The following is a 20,396-nucleotide window of genomic DNA, read 5'->3' as shown; positions in this document are numbered from 1 at the left end:
GCAGTGAGGTTTCAGACCGCTTCGGCGGTCCAGTCCAGTACGACCTTGCCGCTGTTGCCGGAGAGCATCGTGTCGAACGCGCGTTGATAGTCGTCGACGGGGAAGGTGTGCGTGAGGATGGGGGAAAGGTCCAGACCGCTCTGCAGCATCGCAACCATCTTGTACCAGGTCTCGAACATCTCGCGTCCATAGATTCCCTTGATCTCGAGTCCCTTGAAGATCACCTGATTCCAGTCGATGGCGGTTTGCGCCGGCGGGATACCCAGCAACGCGACCTTGCCGCCGTGATTCATTGCTTCCAGCATGGCGGTGAACGCGCTCGGTACGCCGGACATCTCCAGTCCGACATCGAAGCCTTCAGTCATGCCGAGTTCATTCATCACGTCGCGCAGATTTTCATTCGCCACATTGACGGCACGCGTTGCACCCATCTTGCGCGCGAGCTCGAGCCGGTAGTCGTTGACGTCGGTGATCACGACGTTACGTGCGCCGACATGCCGTGCAATCGCCGCCGCCATTACGCCGATGGGCCCGGCGCCGGTGATCAACACGTCCTCGCCAACGAGGTTGAACGAAAGGGCGGTATGTGTTGCGTTGCCGAATGGATCGAAGATCGCGGCAAGATCATCCGAGATATCCGGAGGAATCTTGAACGCGTTGAAGGCGGGAATGACAAGATACTCGGCGAACGCGCCTTCGCGGTTCACGCCGACGCCAACCGTATTGCGGCACAGATGCCGCCGTCCCGCGCGACAGTTCCTGCAGAAGCCGCACGTGATGTGACCTTCACCGGACACGCGATCGCCGATGGCAAAACCGCGCACCTCCTGTCCCATCTCCACGATCTCACCAACGTATTCATGTCCGACATGCATCGGCACCGGAATGGTCCGCTGCGCCCATTCGTCCCACTTCCAGATATGGATATCGGTTCCGCAGATCGCAGTTTTGCGAATGCGGATGAGGACATCGTTATGGCCGACTTCGGGCCGCTTCACTCGTGTAAGCGTGAGACCTGGAGCGCGTTCCAGTTTGGCGAGAGCTTTCATTGCTTTTGGTCCTGACGGTGGTCTTGACGATTTAACCGGGCGTCGCGTGCATGGATTGGTGCGGGCTTGTGACCCGGCACGCGTCCCCTGGGTCCTTAGGCGGCTGTTTCAGGCTTTATGCGCATAAAGCCTGCCTTGAGGCTCAGCCGACGACGCCGAGCGTGCGCCCGACGCGTGAGAATGCATCGACTGCGCGATCGATCTGTTCCGACGTATGGGCTGCACTCATCTGAGTGCGAATACGGGCACGCCCCTTGGGCACGACCGGGTAAGAGAAGCCGATCACATATACGCCCTCGTCGAGCAGCGCATCGGCCATCTTCGACGCAAGTTGAGCATCACCCAACATGACGGGAATGATTGGATGCTCGCCGGGCACGAGAGCGAAGCCGAGCGACGTCATTGCCTCGCGGAAACGCCTGCCGTTCTCCTTGACCCGCTTGCGCAATGAAGCACCTTCGTCGCTGGCGAGCAGTTCGAGCACTTTCAGCGATGCCGCCGCAATACTCGGCGCTAGAGTGTTCGAGAACAAATACGGCCGGCTACGTTGGCGCAACAAGTCGATGACTTCCTTGCTAGCCGCGACATACCCGCCCGATGCGCCACCCAACGCTTTGCCCAGTGTGCCCGTGATGATGTCCACGCGATCAAGCACGCCGCAGTGTTCGGGCGTACCGCGTCCGTGCTCACCGATGAATCCGACCGCATGCGAATCATCAACCATGACGAGCGCCTGATAACGGTCGGCGAGATCGCAGATGCCGGTGAGATCGGCAATGATGCCGTCCATCGAAAATACGCCATCGGTCGCGATAAGCTTGAAGCGGACGCCGGCCGCGTCGGCTTCCTGCAGACGCGCCTCGAGGTCTGCGAGATCGTTGTTCTTGTAGCGCAGACGCTTGGCTTTTGAGAGGCGCACGCCGTCGATGATGCTCGCGTGATTCAATTCGTCGCTGATGATTGCATCTTCTTCGGTCAGCAGCGTCTCAAAAAGACCGCCGTTGGCGTCGAAACAGCTGGAGTAGAGGATTGCGTCATCGGTCTTCAGGAATTGCGCAATGGCGTGCTCGAGTTCCTTGTGCACCGTCTGCGTACCGCAGATGAAGCGAACCGATGCCATGCCAAAGCCATCCTTGTCGAGGCCGTCCTTGGCTGCATCGATCAAGCGGCGGTCGTCCGCGAGTCCGAGATAGTTGTTTGCGCAGAAGTTCAGCACGCCGTTTCCGTTCGCGAGGCGAATGTCTGACGACTGCGGGCTGGCGATGACGCGCTCGGTTTTGTGAAAACCGGCCGCTCGAATCTCATCGAGCGTCCCGCGGAGATGACTGAGGTATCGGTCGTTCATGGCAAATCCTCGTTCGTGGCGGTCGGCGGAGGTTGCGCGCAGTCCGACAATCGTGCGCCCACACCCAATAGCCCTGTTATAGTCGATTCAACACGTCGGACGCGTTCGATATTTCGAACTAATTTCCGATATACCGAACACTCTAAGGGATTGCGGGAGTCATGGCAAGTTCAGGACCGGAAGGAAAGGCAGGCGAATTCGCCGGTGCAACTCCGCCGCGCGTCGGTGAAATGATTCAACGCTTGCGCAGTGAGCGACAGCTGACACTCGACGACCTGTCTCGCGCGGCGGGTGTGTCGAAATCGATGTTGTCGGAAATCGAACGAGACAAGGCCAATCCAACCATTGCGGTTGCATGGCGACTGACCAATGCGCTCGGAATCAGCCTCGATCAACTGTTTGCGCAACAACGGCCGGTGGAAGTTATTCGCGTCGCCGGCCCGCACGACATTCCGACTTTGACGGGAGACAACGGCGGATATCAACTACGCGTTTGGGGGCCTATCGAGCTTGCTGGAAGATTTGAATGGTATGAATTGACGCTGCAAGCTGGTGCCTCACTCACCTCGGAAGCACATGAGCCTGGCACGCGTGAACATCTCACCGTGCTGAACGGGGCCATTGAGATCAAGGCATCGGGAGCAAAACGTCGACTAAAAGCAGGCGATACCGCACGTTATGCGGCAGATGAAGCGCATGCGATCTGCAACGTCGGACGCGCGGAAGCCAAGGCGCTGCTGATCGTCATTCATGGTTGATTGCTGTTGCCCCCACGACCGATGGGCTTTATGCGCATAAACGTCTGAGGTATCAGACCTGACCGGCATAAAAAAGGGACACTCTGCGATGAGCGTCCCTCTTCAGACGGCGCCAATTGCACGCCGATGTCGCTTCGATCAGATCCGCTTAGGGATTCTTTTTGACGCTGTCCTTCAGGTCTTCGCGTGCGTCACCCACACCCTTTTGCACCTTGCCGGCTGCTTGCTGCATATCGCCCTTCGCTTCCTGGACCTTGTCGCCGGTCATCTTGCCAACGCCTTCGTTGATCTTGCCCTTCACCTGCTTGCCAACGCCGTCCACTTGATCCTTGTTCATCTCGGTTCTCCCGTGTCTTGCAGCGTGATGGGTGCGCAATGCATGTCACAAGTACTCCACCGCTCGCTGCGCACCTCGCCCAGGACCATTCCCAAGCATGACTCCACAGTGCGCTTCGTTGGCAAACACGCATAGCGGCGGATGTCTGAAAGACGCGTAGGCGGAATCGCACATACAGCCGCGACCGGTAGCGCGACGCTAGTTTCATGGCACCAGTACTGTATATTTATACAGTACAATAAGACCAGCTCGCAAAGGGGTGAATCATGGAGTCGAACGGCGAAAGTCTCAGCAGAAGGCAGTTTGCCCGCGCAGTACATGATCTGGAACGCATCACGCGCCAGATCGCCGGACGCTATATCGAAAAGGGCGTGCCGCTGACCTGGCGCCTCCTGCATGCCATCGAGGCAGAGGCGGTTGCGGATCTGGGCTTCGCCGGGCGGCACGAAGCCACGCTTCGCGAACTTTTCGCACGACCTGACAACTTCCATTTCCCCGAAACCGACGACGTAGTCGATGTCGCTTCGTCCGATGCCTTACCCGCCGTGTTCGCTTTTGCGGTCGATGCCTACGAGCGCGCTGCTCGACATGGCCGACCGCAACTGGCGATTGCCGCGCACTGAGGCGAGCACTTAGGCAAAGTTTCCCGGCGCACGGCACGCACCGCGTGCCCCCACGATGATCGAGCTGACGCCGAGCCCCCCGGCGCTTCCACGATGTGTGGCAAGAAATCGGAGACTTCTCATCGCGTGGGCTACACGGCCGCAATCGCTGCGTTTGGCCCGCGCGGGCGCCATAGTCCTGCGATCGCCACGGACGAGCGTTCCGAGATTCATCACACCCGTGCTTGACGTACGGGGCACGAGGCACGACCCTGTGCACAGTGCAATACAGTGAGGCACGCGCTACCGAAACCATGCCGAACACTTCCGATCTCTTCGACCAACAGCGCGCTGATTGGCAAGCCGACCCTCACTCCGCCTTCGACGCATGGCTTGCTCAACAGGAGTTTCGAGCATCGTCAGCGGATGTCTATCGTGCGCAATGGGGCAACTTTCTCGAGTGGCTGAAGTCGCGTCGCGCGACGCTCAATACCGTGCAGCGGCCTGTCATTGAACAGTTCGTGGCGCAACTGAACATTCGCCGGCCGCAGCGGATGCGCTATCTGCGACTCATCGAGCGCGTGCTCGATCATGTGCGAGAAGTCGAATCGGCGGCGACGAACCCTGCGCGGTTTATCGCTCAGGATGGGGACGCGGCCTGGCGCAAGGCCCGCGACAACGAGCCCACCGGCTTTCTCACGCACGACGAGCGTGCCTTGCTCATCGCGCATCTGCACTCGCCGCTGGGCTCAGCGCTGGCTAGCCAGCGCTGGCGGGAGCGGCGGGACCGGGCGCTGGTAGCGGCCTTTCTCGGTGCCGGCGTGAAGACGGGCGAAGCGGCGCAGTTGCCCGTCGAGTGTTACGCGCCGGGCGCGCCTTATCTCACCGTGGACGCGGCCAATCCGTTGCTGATCCGACAGGCGCGGCTGGCGCCGTTCGCGCTCGATCTCCTCGACCAGTGGATGGCAGAACGCAAGGCAGCGGGTCATGCCGGTGACCTGCTGTTTCCCGCGGCATTGTCCGGTCGCTCAATGCACAAGGCGACCATGCTGCGCGCAATCGACGCCGTTGTGGACGCATCCGGCATTGCGGCATCGCGCATCGCCAGGGCTAGTCCGCAAACACTGCGGAACACTTACGCGGCCGAACTGTTCGAGACCGGAACGGATCCAGACCGAGTTGGACAGTGGCTCGGGCTTCAGCAGACAGTTTCAGCACACCGCCTCTATCGCGCATGGCAGGACTGGATGGGTGAGCAAATTCGGGAGCGAGATCTGGCCCATGCGCATGAAGCGGGCGCCAACGCATGAGCCCATCATGGCTCGGCAACGGTCCCGAAAAACCTCACCTTTGATTTTCGAGCAAATTGCTTTGCTGTCTTTCAGGAATGGCTGACGCGGACGGAGCGAAAAAACTCTTCCACTGCAGCGAGTTTCGATGCTACGGCGCCCGACGTCCTCTCGCAGTGCGGGCAGGACAGTTCGAATTCATCCTCGTGGCGCTGCATTTCGGGTTCGCCTGAATCGCAGCCTGGACAGATGATCGGCGTGACGACGTGCATATCGACCTGAGTGCCGAGCGTGGCGATTTCCGCGGTGCTCAGGCGCCCATCCGCCGCCAGCGCTGCAAGCAATTCGCCAATTTCGTTGCTGACGCTCGCCTGGGTATCCCGGATATCGCGCTCGCGTACAAGTGCGTCGATCTCATCGGATTGGACGCGCACTTGGGACTCGAGCCTCTCAACGCGGCTTCTGGCTGCGCTCAGCTGCTGAATGAAGTCGAATTCCTTTTGACTCGTTTCGCGCATGCCCGTCTGGTACGTGGCCGCCATGCCACGCAGGGAATCGAGCTCGACGAGCATGGGCCTTACGCGCCGTTCGGCTTCCTTCACGGCATCCTTGATCTGCAGGGCATAGTGTTCCGCACTCTGACGCATCTCGCTCTGCAGTTCATCAACCCGGTCGTGTAGACGTGCCGTCGTTGACTGCTCCTGTTGCAGACGAACGGAAAGCGCCTCAATATCCATTTCCCAACGAGCGACGGTCTCGCGCAGGCCCGCCTGAGCTTCTACCCGCTGACTCCGAAGTGCGTTCAATTCTGCTTCGAGCACGGCTACACGCGCGACCTCGGCTTCTGCGCGCGCATCGGCCCGTTCTCTCGCCTGCTCCGTCGCTTCACAGCGAATATCTGCGTCGCGTGCGTGAGACTCGGCGGCTCGTATGGCGGTATCAAGACGGGCTTTATCCTCTTCAAGCGCGCGGCGGGCGTGCTCGAGTGCATCGTCGTAGAGCGCCGCGAATAGCTCGCCGGCACGCTCCCTGAGCGCGTCCGGGATCGCGCCTGCATCGAGCCGGGTACGAAGCGAGGACCGCACCTCTGTCCAAAAGGCATCGATATCTCGGGGGATATCGCTGGCGCTGCCGATTTGCGTGATTTCACGCACCGTCGTCACCGACGGCCTGATCCCGAAATCGAAGAAGAGACGTTTGCAGGCGTGCAGAGAAAGATCCTGCCGGCGCGCGCCGTGTGCCCGCATAGCCTCGATCTCGTCTCTGAGCGTAATGCGAAAATCTGAATTCATAGCCGGAACGCCAAGGTCGAGATATCGATCATAACGTTTTACGTTCTTTTTGATACTAAATTCCAGTTTTCTGGTGGACAAGTAACGGTTTGCCCTCATGCGGTTCGAATTGAGTCATGTCCAAGGGCTCCAAGAATGGTCTAATCGTGAAACATAAAGAGCTAAGAGTCTTAACTTTATGTTTTTTATAGATTTTATGCCAGATCGGTTCTAACGCTGGTGTTTCACGAAGCCAGATTGCTATTGGCGTTCTTCCTCTGAAGACTCGTTCCGTTGAGAGTATTAGAAAGTAAACACCTTTGAACCTTGTTAAAACCGTTAACGCTTGACCAAACCCTTGCTGGATAAGGCTCTGCCCGACGTTCGGTGAGAACTTCCGGGATGGATGGTGAAGCTATGCGGGAGCGTGCGGTGATGGGCTTCGGGGAGCATCGTGAGAACCAACAGGAGGCATCGTGAGCGGATTCAGGGACCGCCCGTTCGGCTGGGGTGAGACTTTACAGGAACTTGGTGAGTCCAATCCATTGACACACGCGCTGCTCGCAGTTTGCGGACGCTGCTGATAGGTGAAGGTTTTCAGGACGAGGCAAAGAGGTCTAAACGTCGTCTGTTATCGGCAATTTTTACGTGAAAGTGAGGCAATTCGGGACTCCAAGCATCATGAGGGTGAGACTTTTCAGGTGCCAAAGGCTTAAGTCTCTGATTTTTGCCGGCTGTGAGAGGGCAAAGGTGAGAGCTTGCGGGAGACCGCCAAGGCGGATTCGCCACCGCTCGCCCGTCGGGAGATCTCTGATGAGCCAAAGGTGAGAGTTTTCGGGGTGTTATCGGCCTGCTGGCGCGATCAATTGTGGGGAGCGTCGCTAGGAGAAAGGTGAGAAGTTACAGGACATGGCGGTTTCGCGGCAGGATCCACAGACTGACAAAATTCCTTGTTCGTTAAAAAGATATCATTAAAACAATGGCTTATAGGGAATGTAATGATCTGCGATCGGGTAAAGGTGAGAGATTTCAGGAGCCGTCAAATGCGCGGCGACGAGGGCATGTAGCGGGGTAAGGTGAGGTTCTACGGGAGTCTTCGCACTCGAATGGGCATGAGGAAAAGCGAGTTAAGTGCCTGCAAAGATGAGATTTTTGATTTGCGGTTGTTTAAAGGTGAGGATATTCGGGGATACGAGACTGTCGCTTCGAGGGTTTGCGCCAGCCGTTTTTGCCTGAGGTGAGGCAATTCGGGAGCAAGTGAGACATGAAGTCAGGCCGAATGAGCATCGTGAAGCAGCAAGCATTGAGTCTTCACGATGCAAAGGTGAGGTTTTACGGGAAATGTTGCGCTTTGAAGGGGGAAGCAAGTCATTCGGAACATCTGTTGGCTCCATTCGACGCCCGTAGATCCGCTACATAGGCACCGCCAGTCCGGCGCGTTACCGCTGCTACGATGGGCGCCGAGCATAAAAAATTTAACGTGAGCTTTTTCGGGAGTCACTGATCGGTCTGTGGAAACCTCAAGAGAATGACGTCTCCCGTTTACCCGCGCCGATACAGCGCTGTTTGACCACGATCGATTGGTGAGTGGTGAGTGTTTGCGGGATCGCACCGCAGTGAGTGGACACCATGTGCGAGGCTTCACCGCTCTACGGTGAGGTTGACCCTATAGACGCCATTCACCCCAGTCGGTATGCTTCCCGCAACCTCGAATCCGTTTACCGCATGGCAACCAAGCGCGCCAAGAAAACCGACGTCGTCAGCCCAAGCTCGGCGGAGTTGCGCAAGGCCGTCGAAGCCATTGCAATTCAGCCGAAAAGCGGAAAGATCACGCTGCTCACTCGCAAGTTGTTCAACGTGCTCCTAGCCGTTGCGCAGCAGGCGGACGAGTCCGGCGACACCTATCGCGCGCTGTTGTCGGACATTGTGGCCAACTCGGCATTCGATTCGAATGACACGGCCTTGGTCAAGGAGCACTTGCGGCGCATGGTCTCGGTTCAGGTTGAATGGAGCACAGGTACTTCAAGTCAGAAGCCTGGACGCAAATGGGGCATATCCACCCTTATCGCTGACGCTGAAATTCTCGAGGACCCGACGACCCGTAGAGTCTGGGTGGAATTTTCCTTCGCGCCAAAGATCAAGAAAAAGCTGCTGGATCCCGTTCAGTACGCCCGTCTGAGCCTTCAGTTTCAGAGTCAGTTGCGCAGCAGCGCCGGCCTTGCGCTGTATGAAATTTGCGTCAGATACCTGACCAATCCCAGCCATCTAACGATGCGCGAGACCTGGGAGTGGTGGCGGCCGATTTTATCCGGTACGCCAGACACGGAAGCGGGTGACGAAGCGAAGCGAGAGTACAAGTACTTCAAGCGGGATTACTTGCGTCCGGCCATCGCTGAAGTGAACGCGGTGACGAATATCTTCGTCGAGTTGGTGGAACACCGGGAGGGACGTCGAGTCGCCGAGATCCAGTTTCGCGTGACCGAGCGGAAACAGCCCATGCTGGCGCTGGACGAGCATCCGAATGTCTTCGATAGCACGCTGGTCGATCGGATGGTGAAGATCGGTATCCCGCTCAAGGATGCGCAAACGCTCTACGCGGACAGTGAAGAGAACCGGATTCGCGCAGCCTTGCAGATGACGGAGCAACGCATGCGCAGTACGACGTTGCCCGCGGTTCGGAGCGCTGCTGCCTTGTTCAAGGATGCACTGAAGAAAGGCTACGCACCGCCTGTGGATACCGTTCCGCCGGCGGCGAATGGTGCTGCGCCGCGTGCGGCATTGGCCGCGGCGGGCAATGGCGCCGACGATCTCAAGGCCCGTCTGCTGAGCGAGTTCTCGGCTTATCGACGCAAGGAAGCGCGCGTGCTTTACGACGAGCAAGGTGAGGATGAACGGGAAGTCGCGCGTCAGTCGTTCGAAGAAGATGTGCTGCCGGGACTGGGTGCGCATATGCGCGAGGATTGGCGGAAGCGCGGCCTGGATTCGAAACTGGGCGAAACGTCTTTCTTCGACTGGCTTGCGCGAAAGACCTGGGGCGAGCCCACCGATGGAGATCTTCTCTCGTTCACGCTGAGCCAGTCGCGCGCTGGCTGAACCCCGGCGCGGCTGCAGGGAGACCGTCCCGAAGCGTCGTCAGGGACCAGCCCCGACGACTGGCGACACTTACTTCTTGAGTTGTCCCGATTCGAGCATCGTCTCGATCTGATGTAGCAGTTCATCGCGCTTTTCCCGCGACAAGCCACGCAAACGGAGTTCGAGTCGATCTTCTCCGTAAGACTTCAAGTCACCTACCGCGATCCCGTCCAGCTTGATTTCGAGTCGCTGGGCATAGCGCTGACGACTCGGCGTCTTGGATGCAGCCTGACCGCTCGCGCGTCCTTTTACGATATCAGCCACCTGGCGTGTGCTGAGATCGTCGGATGTGATCTTGTTGATGAGGCGTAGCGTCGCGTCACTACCGCGCGCGGTATGGTAGCGCGTGATCTGATAAGCCATGTTCGAGCCGAACCGGTCCGGTCGTGTGACCATCTCCTGCATAACGGTCTCGGGAAGCTTGGCGATGGACAAAGCGACGGCAATCGTCGATTCGTCGAGTCCGAGATGCTCGGCCAATTCGCGCTGGCTTTGGAAGTGCTTCTCGTCGAGGAACCGCCGCCATACCACGGCATTGTCGAACACGGTCTGCGAGTCGCGCTGGACGTTGAGATCGTAGCCCAGTTTGTAACTTTCGATGCCGATAGGCAAGTCGACAACCACCGCCTTGACCGTCTCCTTGTTTGCCTCCTTCAGCGCGCGCACGCGACGGCCACCGTCACTGACGAAAAAGGTTCCTGGGCTGGCGTAGTCAGGGATGACGTGGATAGCTTGTTGCTGCCCTTGCTTCGCAAGGTTGACAGCAAGCTCCGCGATCGACGTCTTCAGATAAAAGTGGCGGGGATTGAATGGGCTCGGCTTGATCGACTTGAGCGGTAGATCGATGATCTGGCCAGTGACGTAGCGGTTCGCTCGTCTCCAGGCTCGGTACTCATCGGTTTCGGCACCGTTGAAGGCATCGGCGGTGTCGTCAGCGACAAAGGCGCTTGAACGGCCGTTTGCAGCGGCTTGGCTCGCTTGCTGGATGTCGACGATTCCGTCGATGGCATTGAGCCGATCAAGTGCCGTGCGCTTCTCGCTGCTCGTGGAGTCGGGACGGGCCTTGAAGCCCTTTGCAAACTGGGACGGTTTCATTCAGGGTCCTTTATGCGCATAAAGTCAGGAGAGCATGCCGAGAATCTCATCGGCGACGGCGCGAATTTCTATCGCAGCGAGACGTGAACCACGGTCGGTCATCTGAAGCACAGTCTGGCCAAGTGCCATCGCCTGCTTGTAGCACTCACGAGTGGGGATTTGCGTCCTGAGCAAGGGAAAGCCAAGCTCTTCGAGGGCTACCTTGAGCTCGCGCGTCAGCATGCGCTTCTCTTCGGTCTTGTTGAGCAAGAACACGGCGCGCAAATCTTCGTTCATGACTTGTGCTTGCTGGACCAATTTGACCAAGCCCACGCTTGACCAGTAGTCCGCCGGTGATGAAGACGTTGGAATAACAGCGACGCTCGCCGCAAGCAGAACGACGCCGGAAACCTTCTCCGTGATAGAGGGCGGGCAATCAACCACGATGATGTCGTAGTCGTTGACGAACTTTCTGATCTCCCGGTGGATCTGTCCTCCTGCTTCCGACAAATTAACAACGGGAAACGGAATTCCGTGGGCACCGTCTGAGGCAGCGCTGGACCAATGAACCAAGGTGTTTTGACCATCAGCATCCACAACGAGTACTCGCTTCTTCTTCTCGTGAAAAGCTGCCCCCAAGTGCATCGCAATGGTGCTCTTGCCGACCCCGCCCTTCTGCTGCGTGATCGCTATGATTTCCGCTGCCACGTTTTGCTCCGAGTTTTGAAGTTCGTTGAATTCTACATTGGCGTAGTAATTTTTCCAGTTAAATTAGCGAAACTTGGTATGTGCTGGCCGTTTGGCCTAGGTTTATGCGCATAAAGCTTCCGGTCTGCCGAGGCTAGAGGGAGACTGAATAGCCGGTGCGACAAGCGTTGCCGTTGAGTTTCTAATTGCTGTGCGCAGAACGGGAATACCCGCCAGCGTTTCGAAAATGGTGCCGCCGCGCACCCCAAATCGCGTCCATAGCAACACCTTTATGCGCATAAAACTTCGTGTGGGTTGAGTTGACCCGGGAAGTAACTGCAAGCAACTCCGCCACGTTCAGCCTTTACCTTGATCCGCCAGGGAGCACTGAAGCTTTGCGTGACAGAAAGCAAGGTGGCGCTCTGCCATCGGCCTGCTAACGGCAGCAAAGCTTCCTGGGAGACAAGACCTTCACTTGGCCTCTCGCTGCCGACTAGAGTTGAGCGCCGAGACTTACGTGGTGGATAAGAGCTTTATGCGCATAAAGCCGCGATGCTTCCCTCTCACAGACGTTATGAACGGGAGGACGGTGGCGCCTCTCGGGCATCCGAAGCGCTGCTTTATGCGCATAAAGGCACAGCCCCGTCTCCTCAGTGCCGTGCATACCATCGAGCAAAATCGCCTATCCTTGAGCGCTCTATTGCACGCATTGATGCTGGAGTTGTCATGACCGTTCGCAACCTCGACACACTGTTCGGACCGAAGTCGATCGCTGTGGTCGGTGCATCATCGCGGACGGGAAGTATTGGAGAGATGGTCTGGACCCGCGCGTTGTGTGCTGGGTTTTCCGGATCGCTATGGCCCGTTAACACGAAGTACGAAACCCTGAACGACGTCCATGTATATCCAACTGTCAACGCTCTACCTGAGTGCGCTGACATCGCAATTCTTTGTACGCGTCCCGAAACCTGGCCGGCGCTCATTGGGGAACTGGGTAGACAAGGAACGAAAGCGGTAGTGATCGTCGGTGAGGCGGATCGCCAAGGAAGATGCGCCACGGCCACTCAACGGGATCAGCACCTACCAGCAAGTCGCGACAATCGAGACTGGACCGCACAGGCTCTAGCCGCCGCGCGTCCATTCTTGATGCGCATCATCGGGCCATCCAGTCTAGGGGTCGTCACACCCGCCGTCGGCGCGTGTCTTGGCGCTCCTGCCTGCAACGTCAAACCGGGTGGGGTTGCGTGGGTATCCGAATCGAACGCCCTAACAAACGGCGTTCTTGGCTGGGCGAAAGCGCGCGGTCTCGGTTTCTCGAAAGTCATCGCACTGGGAGACGAGGCCGATGTTGACTCCGGTGACATGCTCGACTTCCTCGCGAGCGATCCCTCCACACGAGCGATTCTGCTTGCCATCGAGAGAGTGACTTCAGCTCGCAAATTCATTTCCGCAGCCCGCGCTGCCGCACGCAATAAACCTGTGCTGGTCCTGCGTACGGGTCGAGACGATCCGTTCGATCGACTGTACGGCGCCGTGTTCCGCCGTGCGGGTTTGGTACGTGTCGATTCGCTCGACGATCTGCTCGACGAAATCGAGACGCTGGGTATTGGCCGGGTCGCGTCGAGTGACGTTGCCACATTGATCACGAGCGATCGTGGTGTCGCCGCGCTCGCGCAGGATGCGTTCAGCAGCGCAGGTGACGATCTCGCCCACTGGCCGGCGGCCGCGCGCGATGCCATCGCGGCAGCTCTTCCTCGCGCCCATGCCGGCAATCCACTCCTCCTTGGCGACGATGCCACACCCGCCGACTTCAGTGCTGCCATCCGGGCACTTGCCAGTTATCGCGAGTCCGGCACCGCTTTTGTCGTGCATGCGCCGACGCACAGTGCGCCCGTAGCGGACGTCGCACGTGCGCTGATCGACGAGCGCCATCATGCTTATCGCGGATTGCTGGCGTGTTTTTTCGGTTGCGCGGATTCCGCGACGCGCGACGCGCTGCACGCGAACGGCATTCCGGTTCATACGACGCCGCAGCGGCTGGCGCGCGCTTTTGCCCGGCTCGTCGATTTTCGCCAGGGACGCGAACTGCTGATGCAAACGCCCGATGGTCAGCCGGCCGAACTTCCGCGAGATCTCCACGCCGCGCAGAACGACATCCGTGATGCGCTGGCGAACGGTGTAGCCGAACTGGATGGCGAAAGAGCCGCACGCACACTCGAACGCTTCGGCATTCCGGTCAAACCCGGGCCGTCGAATGCGTTGACGAGCGACGCGGTCGAGATTCAGACTCGCCTGCTGAACCATCGTGTTTTCGGTCCTGTATTCGAGTTCAAGGCCGAAGGCGCACTGGGCCTGGCAGATGCGCTGCATGAATTCGCGCTGCCACCGCTCAATCCAGTGTTGTCGCGAGATCTCGTCATGCGCACGCCGCGCTCGCGCGAATTGCCTGCGGAGTTGCTACTCGCGGCGCTGACAGCGCTTTCGCAACTTGTCTGCCATATCGAAGAAATCGTCGCGCTTCGACTGGTTCTGCGCGTGACGCGCGATTCTGTTTTCGCCCACGAAGCGCAGCTCACGCTCGGTGCGCATCGCAAGCCGTTGGCGATCGTGCCTTATCCGCGTTGCCTCGAGGAGACGCTCGACTGGCGCGGCATGCGCATTACGGTGCGTCCGATCCGACCTGAGGACGAGGACGCCCATCGCGCCTTCGTCGCGGCTAATACCGCGGAGGACTTGCGTCTCCGCTTCTTCGGTGCAGTGCGCAGCTTCGATCACTCGCAACTCGCCCGCATGACGCAGATCGATTACGACCGGGAAATGGCTTTGATCGTCACCCGCACCGACGATGCAGGCACAGGCGAAACGCTCGCTGTCGCGCGCGCGATTGCCGATCCGGACAACGAGACCGCCGAATTCGCCGTGGCGGCCCGCTCCGACATGAAAGGCAAGGGGTTCGGCGGGCTTTTGCTGTCGCGCATCATCGACTACGAGCGAAAGCGCGGCACGCGCTGGCTGGTCGGCGAGGCGTTACGTGAGAATGCCGGCATGATCGGGCTTGCGCGTCGTGCCGGCTTCGAGGTGACGAAGACCGAGGATCCGGGCGTCGTCGGTTTCAAGATGCGGCTGGGCGTCAAGCCGACCCAACCGCCTCCGAACTAGGCCACGAGCTTGTCTCGTGCGTCATCGACCTGCGCGCGCGAGATCGAGAGCTCGTCGAGCAATGCTTCGGCATACGAATTTCCCGTTTCCTTCTCGAGCCGTGCAATGGTCAGCGCGCAGCGCGATGTGTCCTTGAGCGTCGCGATGAACGGTTTGACCGACTGACCCGAGACGAACGCATCGAAAAGCGGCGCGCGAATCTCCTCGGGCAGTGCGCGCGAGGTCCACTGATACGGCTTGCCGTTGTGCGTCAACTGCGGCGGCAGTGCGCGTTCTTTCTTCGCGGCCGGAATGAGGCCGAAGGTACGCGCTGCTTCGCCGATCTGCTCAGCCGAAAAGAGTTCGTCCGGCGAGATGTCGAACTGCACGATGTAGCTTTCTATTGACTGCATTGCGGCCGCGCGATCGTCGCGCTTCTTCTGCGCGCGAGCGACAATCTCGCGCAGCTCGTCCGCTTCGTCGGACGTGATGGTGAAGCTGGCCTGTTTTTGCTGGAGTTCGGAGAAGCGGAGGAATTCGGTATCGGAAAGGAGTTTCGCCATCGGAGTGCGTTGGGTTGACCACGGCAATGCGCCGTCACGACGCCTCGCCTTTTTGAAGGGCCGCCATTCTAACGCGTCGCGCGCGGTATTCAGTCACGCGTCATCGAAAGCGAGTTCGACGCCTCCTTCAGCAGGGCGCTCACTTCTTCGATGGACGGCGCCACGTAGTCGTCGATGCGCCGTATATACGGGCAGGTGAGGGCGGCAATCGCCTGGCCCGAAGGTCCGAGTAACGGAAACGTCACGTCTGTCACGCCGAAAGTCTGTTGGCTGTCCTTCCTCGAAAAGCCCGCTTCCTGGATCCGCCGGTAGTCGGCTTCCAGGACAGCGCGGTCGACGGTCATTTCACCCTTGACCTTCGTATGTTCGACGAGCATGTGATCGCGTTGCTCGTCCGTCTGAAAGGCAAGCATCACGCGGCCCGAGCCGGTATCGATCAGACCGACGCGCGCGCCAAGCCGCACCGATATGCCCCACGTCCCGGGCCCATCCACTTGGGCGATTACCAGCAGATTGCCGCGCTCGTAGGCCACGAGGTGTACGGACTGCTCGGCAACATCGGCGAAACGCTGCATTGCCGGAAGGGCTGCCGCAATCAACCGGTTCATCGGCGGGTGACGATGCGCAAGTGCGTATAGCTTGAGGCTCAGCGAGTAACGATCGCCTTCCGGCGAGCGCACGACGTATTGACGCGCAACCAGCCTTTCCAGCATTCGATACATTTCGCTCGCATTGCGCCCGAGCAGCTTTGTGATTTCCGCGCGCGTCAGCCCTGACTTCTGTTCAGACAACAGTTCGAGGATGTCGAGGCCTTTGTCGAGCGCAGGTGCGCGATAGCGGTCGGCATCGCCGTCCAGGTCCATCAGTTCGGAAGGCATTTTCAGTCCGGGTCGGGATTGTGTGGCTGGCGCGCCAGTGTAAGCCGCAGTAAGAGTTCACATTCCGGGAACGTCCGGGAAATTACTTGCCGTTCAGATGCAAGGCTTCCTTGACTTCGCGTCGTGCGAATATGAATATTACGTTCACTGATGAATAAACGCACCGGGAAGATGACCGACAGAGCGCGCGCATGTGCATCCGTAGATCTAGTGGCGAACATGCGTGCACGCGGAATCAAGCGCTCATGAGAGGGGTACTGGACATTGACGCATCGGCAGGATTGCCGCGCACAATCGGGATGGAAGGCGTTGACACGGACGTGGCGGCGACGAATGCGACGAAAAACCCACATCGCCTCTCGGCAGAGTTCGCCACCAATTTTCGCGTTACTTTTGACGCCTTCAATTTCCTGGATCCAGTTGGCAGACTTTGCCCAACTCCGTCCCGCCGCCATCCTTGCGTCAGCGTGTGCGCTCTCGACCCCCTTGAAGTTCGAACATCGCGAGCAGCCTCGTTATATGGATTGCTCGTACCGTCCGGACCCGCGGGTTTGCGGGGCGGAGCGCGACAGGTTACTGTGGCGTCTCGCACGGCGGAGAGCGCTTCACACAGAAGGTAACCACCGAGACATGCACATGACCGGAGACACCCAGGCTGTTTCGCGCCGACGCAAGATTGGCCGCACGCCGCTCGAAGTGAGCGCACTGTCGCTCGGTACCGCGCCGCTTGGCGGTCTGTATCACGAACTCACCGAAGAAGCAGCGCGCGCGACTGTCGACGCCGCCTGGCAAGCCGGCATTCGTTTCTTCGATACCGCGCCGCACTACGGCCACACCAAGGCGGAACATCGTCTCGGCGATGCCTTGCGAGGCTATCCCCGTGAAGAGTTCGTTCTGTCCACCAAAGTCGGGCGTCGCTTCGTCCCACGCACGACGCCCGACGACGGGAGCGAAGGCTGGGCCGCGCCGCTACCGTTCCAGGCGATCTACGACTACACGTTCGACGGCATCCTGCGTTCCTTCGAGGACAGCCAGATGCGCCTTGGAATGAAGGACATCGATGTCGTGCTGATTCATGACATCGGCCGTGTCACCCATGGCGAAAAGAATGCACATTACTGGAAGCAACTGACCAACGAAGGCGGCTTTCGCGCGCTCGACGAGTTGAAGCAGTCGCGCGGCGTCATGGCGGTCGGACTCGGCGTAAATGAAGGCGACGCTGTGCGCGAGATGATGGCCGAGTACGACATCGATTGCGCGTTGCTCGCGGGACGATACACGTTGCTTGAACAAAACACTCTCGACGATCTCCTGCCCGAATGCGAAAAACGCAGCGTCAGCATTCTGCTGGGCGGCGCGTTTAACTCAGGCATTCTTGCGCGTGGGCTCGACCATCAAGCACATGGCGATCTCAAGTTCAATTACGGCGATGCGCCGAAGGACATCGTCGAGCGCGTCGGCAAACTGGAACGCGTGTGCCGGGAGCACGGCGTAGCGCTGTCGACCGCCGCCATCCAGTTTCCTTATGCGCATAAAGCTGTGGCCACGGTGCTGATGGGCGCCCGCAATCCGGATGAGGTGCGTCAGAACGCGGCATCCTTTGCGACTCCGGTCCCGCCGGCACTGTGGGATGCATTGCGCGCCGAAGGTCTGCTGCATGCGAATGCGCCGGTGCCACGATGAACATCGACGCGCATCAACACTACTGGGATCCTGCGCGAGGCGATTACGGCTGGCTCACGCCGGACATGAAGCCGCTCTACCGCGTCTTCGCACCTGATGACCTCACGCCCTTGCGACAAGCAACCGGTATCGCTCGAACGGTGGTCGTGCAGGCTGCGTCGACCGTCGATGAAACGCGCTATCTGCTCGATCTCGCCCGCACCGACGATTCGATTGCCGGCGTGGTCGGCTGGGTGCCGCTCGATTCACCCGATGCCGTGCAGATGATCGACACATTCGCTCGCGAGCCGAAGTTGAAGGCCGTGCGACCGATGCTTCAGGATCTGCCCGACGACTCATGGATCGCACACGCGCTGAACCCGGCGGCGATCCATCGCTTGATCGAACTCGACCTCGCCTTCGACGCGCTCATCTTCACGCGGCATATTCCGTCGCTGATCGAGTTTGTCGAGCGCTATCCGACATTGAGAGTGGTCGTCGATCATGCGGCGAAACCGCCGATTCGCGATGGCATCGAATCCAGCTGGCAGCCTTGGGCCGACGGCATCGCGAGATTGGCCGCATTGCCGCAGCAACTTCACTGCAAGATTTCCGGTCTCGCGACTGAAGCAAACGCAGGCTGGACCGAAGCGACGCTGAAACCCTATGTAGCGCATCTCATCGAACAGTTCGGGTCTGCACGGCTGATGTGGGGCAGCGACTGGCCGGTGCTCAACCTCAATGGCGACTATGCCGCGTGGCACGCCACGGCAAGCCGTCTGACCGCGCATCTCGAAAAAGCCGCGCAAGACGCGATATTTGGCGCAAACGCCCGAAAGTTCTATCGACTTTGAAGCGATTCAAAAAAACCCCGAACCGGCTCTTATAGCCAAGATGTCTCAAAAACAACTTCGACTGGAGCAGTAGATGGTACAAAGACTGGCAGGCAAGACGGCGCTCATTACGGCGGCGGGACAAGGCATCGGCCTCGCGACGGCCGAGCGCTTCGCAAAAGAAGGCGCGCGCGTCATCGCCACCGATATCCGCACGGAGTCGCTCGACGGCAAGCCCTTCGAAGTGCGCAGGCTCGACGTCCGCGACTCGCAGGCGGTCAACGCGCTCGCGCAGGAAATTGGCGCGGTCGACGTGCTGTTCAACTGCGCGGGCTACGTGCACGCCGGCTCGATTCTCGAAGCGAGCGAGGAAGACTGGGAGTTCGCCTTCGACCTGAACGCCAAGGCCATGTATCGTACGATTCGCGCGTTCCTGCCGAAAATGCTGGAGCAGGGCGGCGGGTCGATCATCAACATGTCGTCGGCGGCGTCGAGCGTCAAGGGCGTGCCGAACCGCTTCGTGTACGGCGCATCGAAGGCGGCCGTGATCGGCCTGACCAAATCCGTCGCCGCCGATTTCGTCACGCGCGGCATCCGCTGTAACGCAATCTGTCCCGGCACGGTGGAGTCGCCGTCGCTCAAGGACCGCATCGCTGAGCAGGCGAAGGCGCAGGGCGCCACCGTCGACCAGGTGCACGCCGCTTTCGTCGCCCGCCAGCCGATGGGACGCGTCGGCCGCGCTGAGGAAATCGCCGCGCTTGCGCTGTATCTGGGCTCGGACGACTCGTCGTTCACGACGGGTCAGATTCACATCATCGATGGTGGCTGGTCGAACTGACCGGTCATCGTTCTTTTTCGGAACCAGGAGGAACAACTCAGATGAAGCTGCTTCGTTACGGCCCCAAGGGTCAGGAAAAACCGGGTCTGCTGGACGCCGAGGGCCGGATTCGCGATCTGTCGAAGGTCGTCGATGACATCACCGGCGCGACGCTGACCGAGGCGAGCCTGGCGAAACTGCGCGCGGTGGATGTCGCGACGCTGCCGGTCGTCGACGGCAATCCGCGCGTCGGACCGTGCGTCGGCCGTATTGGCAAGTTCGTCTGCATCGGGCTGAATTACGCGGATCACGCGGCCGAGTCGAACCTGCCGGTGCCCACCGAGCCGGTCATCTTCAACAAGTGGACCAGCGCGATCAGCGGTCCGGACGACGACGTCGAAATCCCGCGCAACTCGGTCAAGACCGACTGGGAAGTCGAGCTGGGCGTGGTGATCGGCAAGGAAGCGAAGTACGTCGATGAAGCCAACGCGCTCGACTACGTGGCGGGCTACTGCGTGATCAACGACGTCTCCGAGCGCGAATGGCAGCTCGAGCACGGCACGCAATGGGACAAAGGCAAGGGTTTTGATACTTTCGGCCCGATCGGACCGTGGGTCGTCACGAAGGACGAAATCGCCGATCCGCAGAAGCTCGACCTGTGGCTCGAAGTCGACGGCAAGCGCTATCAGAACGGCAACACGAAGACGATGGTCTTCACGGTCGCGCAACTGGTGGCGTATCTGTCGAAGGTGATGAGCCTGCAGCCGGGCGATGTCATCTCCACCGGCACGCCGCCGGGCGTCGGCATGGGTGTGAAGCCGAACGCCGTGTACCTGAAGGCCGGTCAGACGATGAAGCTGGGCATTCAAGGGCTCGGCGAGCAGACGCAGAAGACGGTCGCGGCGAAGTAAGGCCGGCGGCTCAACGAAAAAAACCTCGCTGCGGCGAGGTTTTTTTCTGG

Annotated in this window: 16 protein-coding genes and 2 pseudogenes; 9 read left to right on the top strand and 9 right to left on the bottom strand. The window is 59.5% G+C overall.

Annotated elements, in window-relative coordinates; genetic code table 11:
* Positions 1-11 precede the first annotated feature (11 nt).
* Both tdh and QCE63_RS33320 read right to left on the bottom strand, forming a co-directional pair.
* Entirely contained in the window at positions 12-1,049 is a 1,038-nt protein-coding gene (tdh, locus tag QCE63_RS33325; protein ID WP_309839133.1) for an L-threonine 3-dehydrogenase, read from the bottom strand.
* 142 nt (positions 1,050-1,191) lie between these two features.
* Entirely contained in the window at positions 1,192-2,394 is a 1,203-nt protein-coding gene (locus tag QCE63_RS33320) for a glycine C-acetyltransferase (RefSeq protein WP_309839132.1), read from the bottom strand.
* A gap of 161 nt (positions 2,395-2,555) precedes the next feature.
* Between QCE63_RS33320 and QCE63_RS33315 the strand changes: the two genes are divergently transcribed.
* Positions 2,556-3,152, top strand: coding sequence for an XRE family transcriptional regulator (locus tag QCE63_RS33315; protein ID WP_309839131.1), 597 nt, complete (start codon positions 2,556-2,558; stop codon positions 3,150-3,152).
* Between the two features lie 148 nt (positions 3,153-3,300).
* Here QCE63_RS33315 and QCE63_RS33310 read toward each other — a convergent pair whose 3' ends face one another.
* Positions 3,301-3,489 (bottom strand): CsbD family protein, encoded by a 189-nt coding sequence (locus QCE63_RS33310; protein ID WP_309839129.1) that lies wholly within the window; start codon positions 3,487-3,489, stop codon positions 3,301-3,303.
* A gap of 266 nt (positions 3,490-3,755) precedes the next feature.
* On the opposite strand from QCE63_RS33310, the gene QCE63_RS33305 reads away from it, so the two are divergent.
* The gene (locus tag QCE63_RS33305) at positions 3,756-4,112 is read left to right on the top strand and encodes a DUF2471 family protein (RefSeq protein ID WP_309839127.1); all 357 of its coding nucleotides are present in this window, start codon (positions 3,756-3,758) and stop codon (positions 4,110-4,112) included.
* Between the two features lie 293 nt (positions 4,113-4,405).
* Entirely contained in the window at positions 4,406-5,401 is a 996-nt protein-coding gene (locus QCE63_RS33300; protein WP_309839126.1) for a tyrosine-type recombinase/integrase, read from the top strand.
* A gap of 71 nt (positions 5,402-5,472) precedes the next feature.
* Here the strand turns inward: QCE63_RS33300 and QCE63_RS33295 are convergent, their stop codons facing one another.
* The gene (locus QCE63_RS33295; protein ID WP_309839379.1) at positions 5,473-6,672 is read right to left on the bottom strand and encodes a DNA-binding protein; all 1,200 of its coding nucleotides are present in this window, start codon (positions 6,670-6,672) and stop codon (positions 5,473-5,475) included.
* A gap of 1,704 nt (positions 6,673-8,376) precedes the next feature.
* Between QCE63_RS33295 and QCE63_RS33290 the strand changes: the two genes are divergently transcribed.
* On the top strand, positions 8,377-9,744 hold the full coding sequence (locus tag QCE63_RS33290) for a replication initiation protein (protein WP_309839125.1): 1,368 nt from the start codon (positions 8,377-8,379) through the stop codon (positions 9,742-9,744).
* 69 nt (positions 9,745-9,813) lie between these two features.
* On the opposite strand, the pseudogene QCE63_RS33285 reads toward QCE63_RS33290, so the two are convergent.
* From QCE63_RS33285 to parA, 3 genes and pseudogenes are all read right to left on the bottom strand, one after another.
* Positions 9,814-10,713 (bottom strand): annotated as a pseudogene (locus QCE63_RS33285) (ParB/RepB/Spo0J family partition protein); the annotation flags it as partial.
* Between the two features lie 59 nt (positions 10,714-10,772).
* Positions 10,773-10,878 (bottom strand): annotated as a pseudogene (locus tag QCE63_RS36910) (chromosome partitioning protein ParB); the annotation flags it as partial.
* A gap of 24 nt (positions 10,879-10,902) precedes the next feature.
* Entirely contained in the window at positions 10,903-11,565 is a 663-nt protein-coding gene (gene parA / locus QCE63_RS33280; RefSeq protein WP_309839122.1) for a ParA family partition ATPase, read from the bottom strand.
* 705 nt (positions 11,566-12,270) lie between these two features.
* Between parA and QCE63_RS33275 the strand changes: the two genes are divergently transcribed.
* Complete coding sequence (locus QCE63_RS33275; RefSeq protein ID WP_309839120.1) at positions 12,271-14,703, top strand: GNAT family N-acetyltransferase; 2,433 nt, start codon at positions 12,271-12,273, stop codon at positions 14,701-14,703.
* On the opposite strand, the gene QCE63_RS33270 is transcribed toward QCE63_RS33275, so the two are convergent.
* A complete protein-coding gene (locus tag QCE63_RS33270) occupies positions 14,700-15,245 on the bottom strand; it encodes a hypothetical protein (protein ID WP_309839119.1) in 546 nt (181 codons plus the stop codon). The two genes, QCE63_RS33275 and QCE63_RS33270, sit on opposite strands and share 4 nt — an antisense overlap.
* Before the next feature lie 89 nt (positions 15,246-15,334).
* Positions 15,335-16,123, bottom strand: a complete 789-nt coding sequence (locus QCE63_RS33265) for an IclR family transcriptional regulator (RefSeq protein WP_309839118.1) — start codon at positions 16,121-16,123, stop codon at positions 15,335-15,337.
* A 636-nt stretch (positions 16,124-16,759) separates the two neighbouring features.
* On the opposite strand from QCE63_RS33265, the gene QCE63_RS33260 reads away from it, so the two are divergent.
* The 4 genes from QCE63_RS33260 (at position 16,760) to QCE63_RS33245 (ending at position 20,346) form a co-directional block, all read left to right on the top strand.
* On the top strand, positions 16,760-17,806 hold the full coding sequence (locus QCE63_RS33260) for an aldo/keto reductase (RefSeq protein ID WP_309839378.1): 1,047 nt from the start codon (positions 16,760-16,762) through the stop codon (positions 17,804-17,806).
* The gene (locus tag QCE63_RS33255; protein ID WP_309839117.1) at positions 17,803-18,639 is read left to right on the top strand and encodes an amidohydrolase family protein; all 837 of its coding nucleotides are present in this window, start codon (positions 17,803-17,805) and stop codon (positions 18,637-18,639) included. Before QCE63_RS33260 ends, QCE63_RS33255 begins: the two co-directional genes overlap by 4 nt.
* A 73-nt stretch (positions 18,640-18,712) precedes the next feature.
* Positions 18,713-19,456, top strand: coding sequence for an SDR family oxidoreductase (locus QCE63_RS33250; protein ID WP_309839116.1), 744 nt, complete (start codon positions 18,713-18,715; stop codon positions 19,454-19,456).
* A 41-nt stretch (positions 19,457-19,497) separates the two neighbouring features.
* Positions 19,498-20,346, top strand: coding sequence for an ureidoglycolate lyase (locus QCE63_RS33245; RefSeq protein WP_309839114.1), 849 nt, complete (start codon positions 19,498-19,500; stop codon positions 20,344-20,346).
* Positions 20,347-20,396 lie beyond the last annotated feature (50 nt).

This window comes from Caballeronia sp. LZ065, from assembly GCF_031450975.1.
Taxonomy (GTDB): domain Bacteria; phylum Pseudomonadota; class Gammaproteobacteria; order Burkholderiales; family Burkholderiaceae; genus Caballeronia.
Note: the sequence above shows the minus strand (reverse complement) of the source record. Positions and strands in the feature narration are given on the sequence as shown.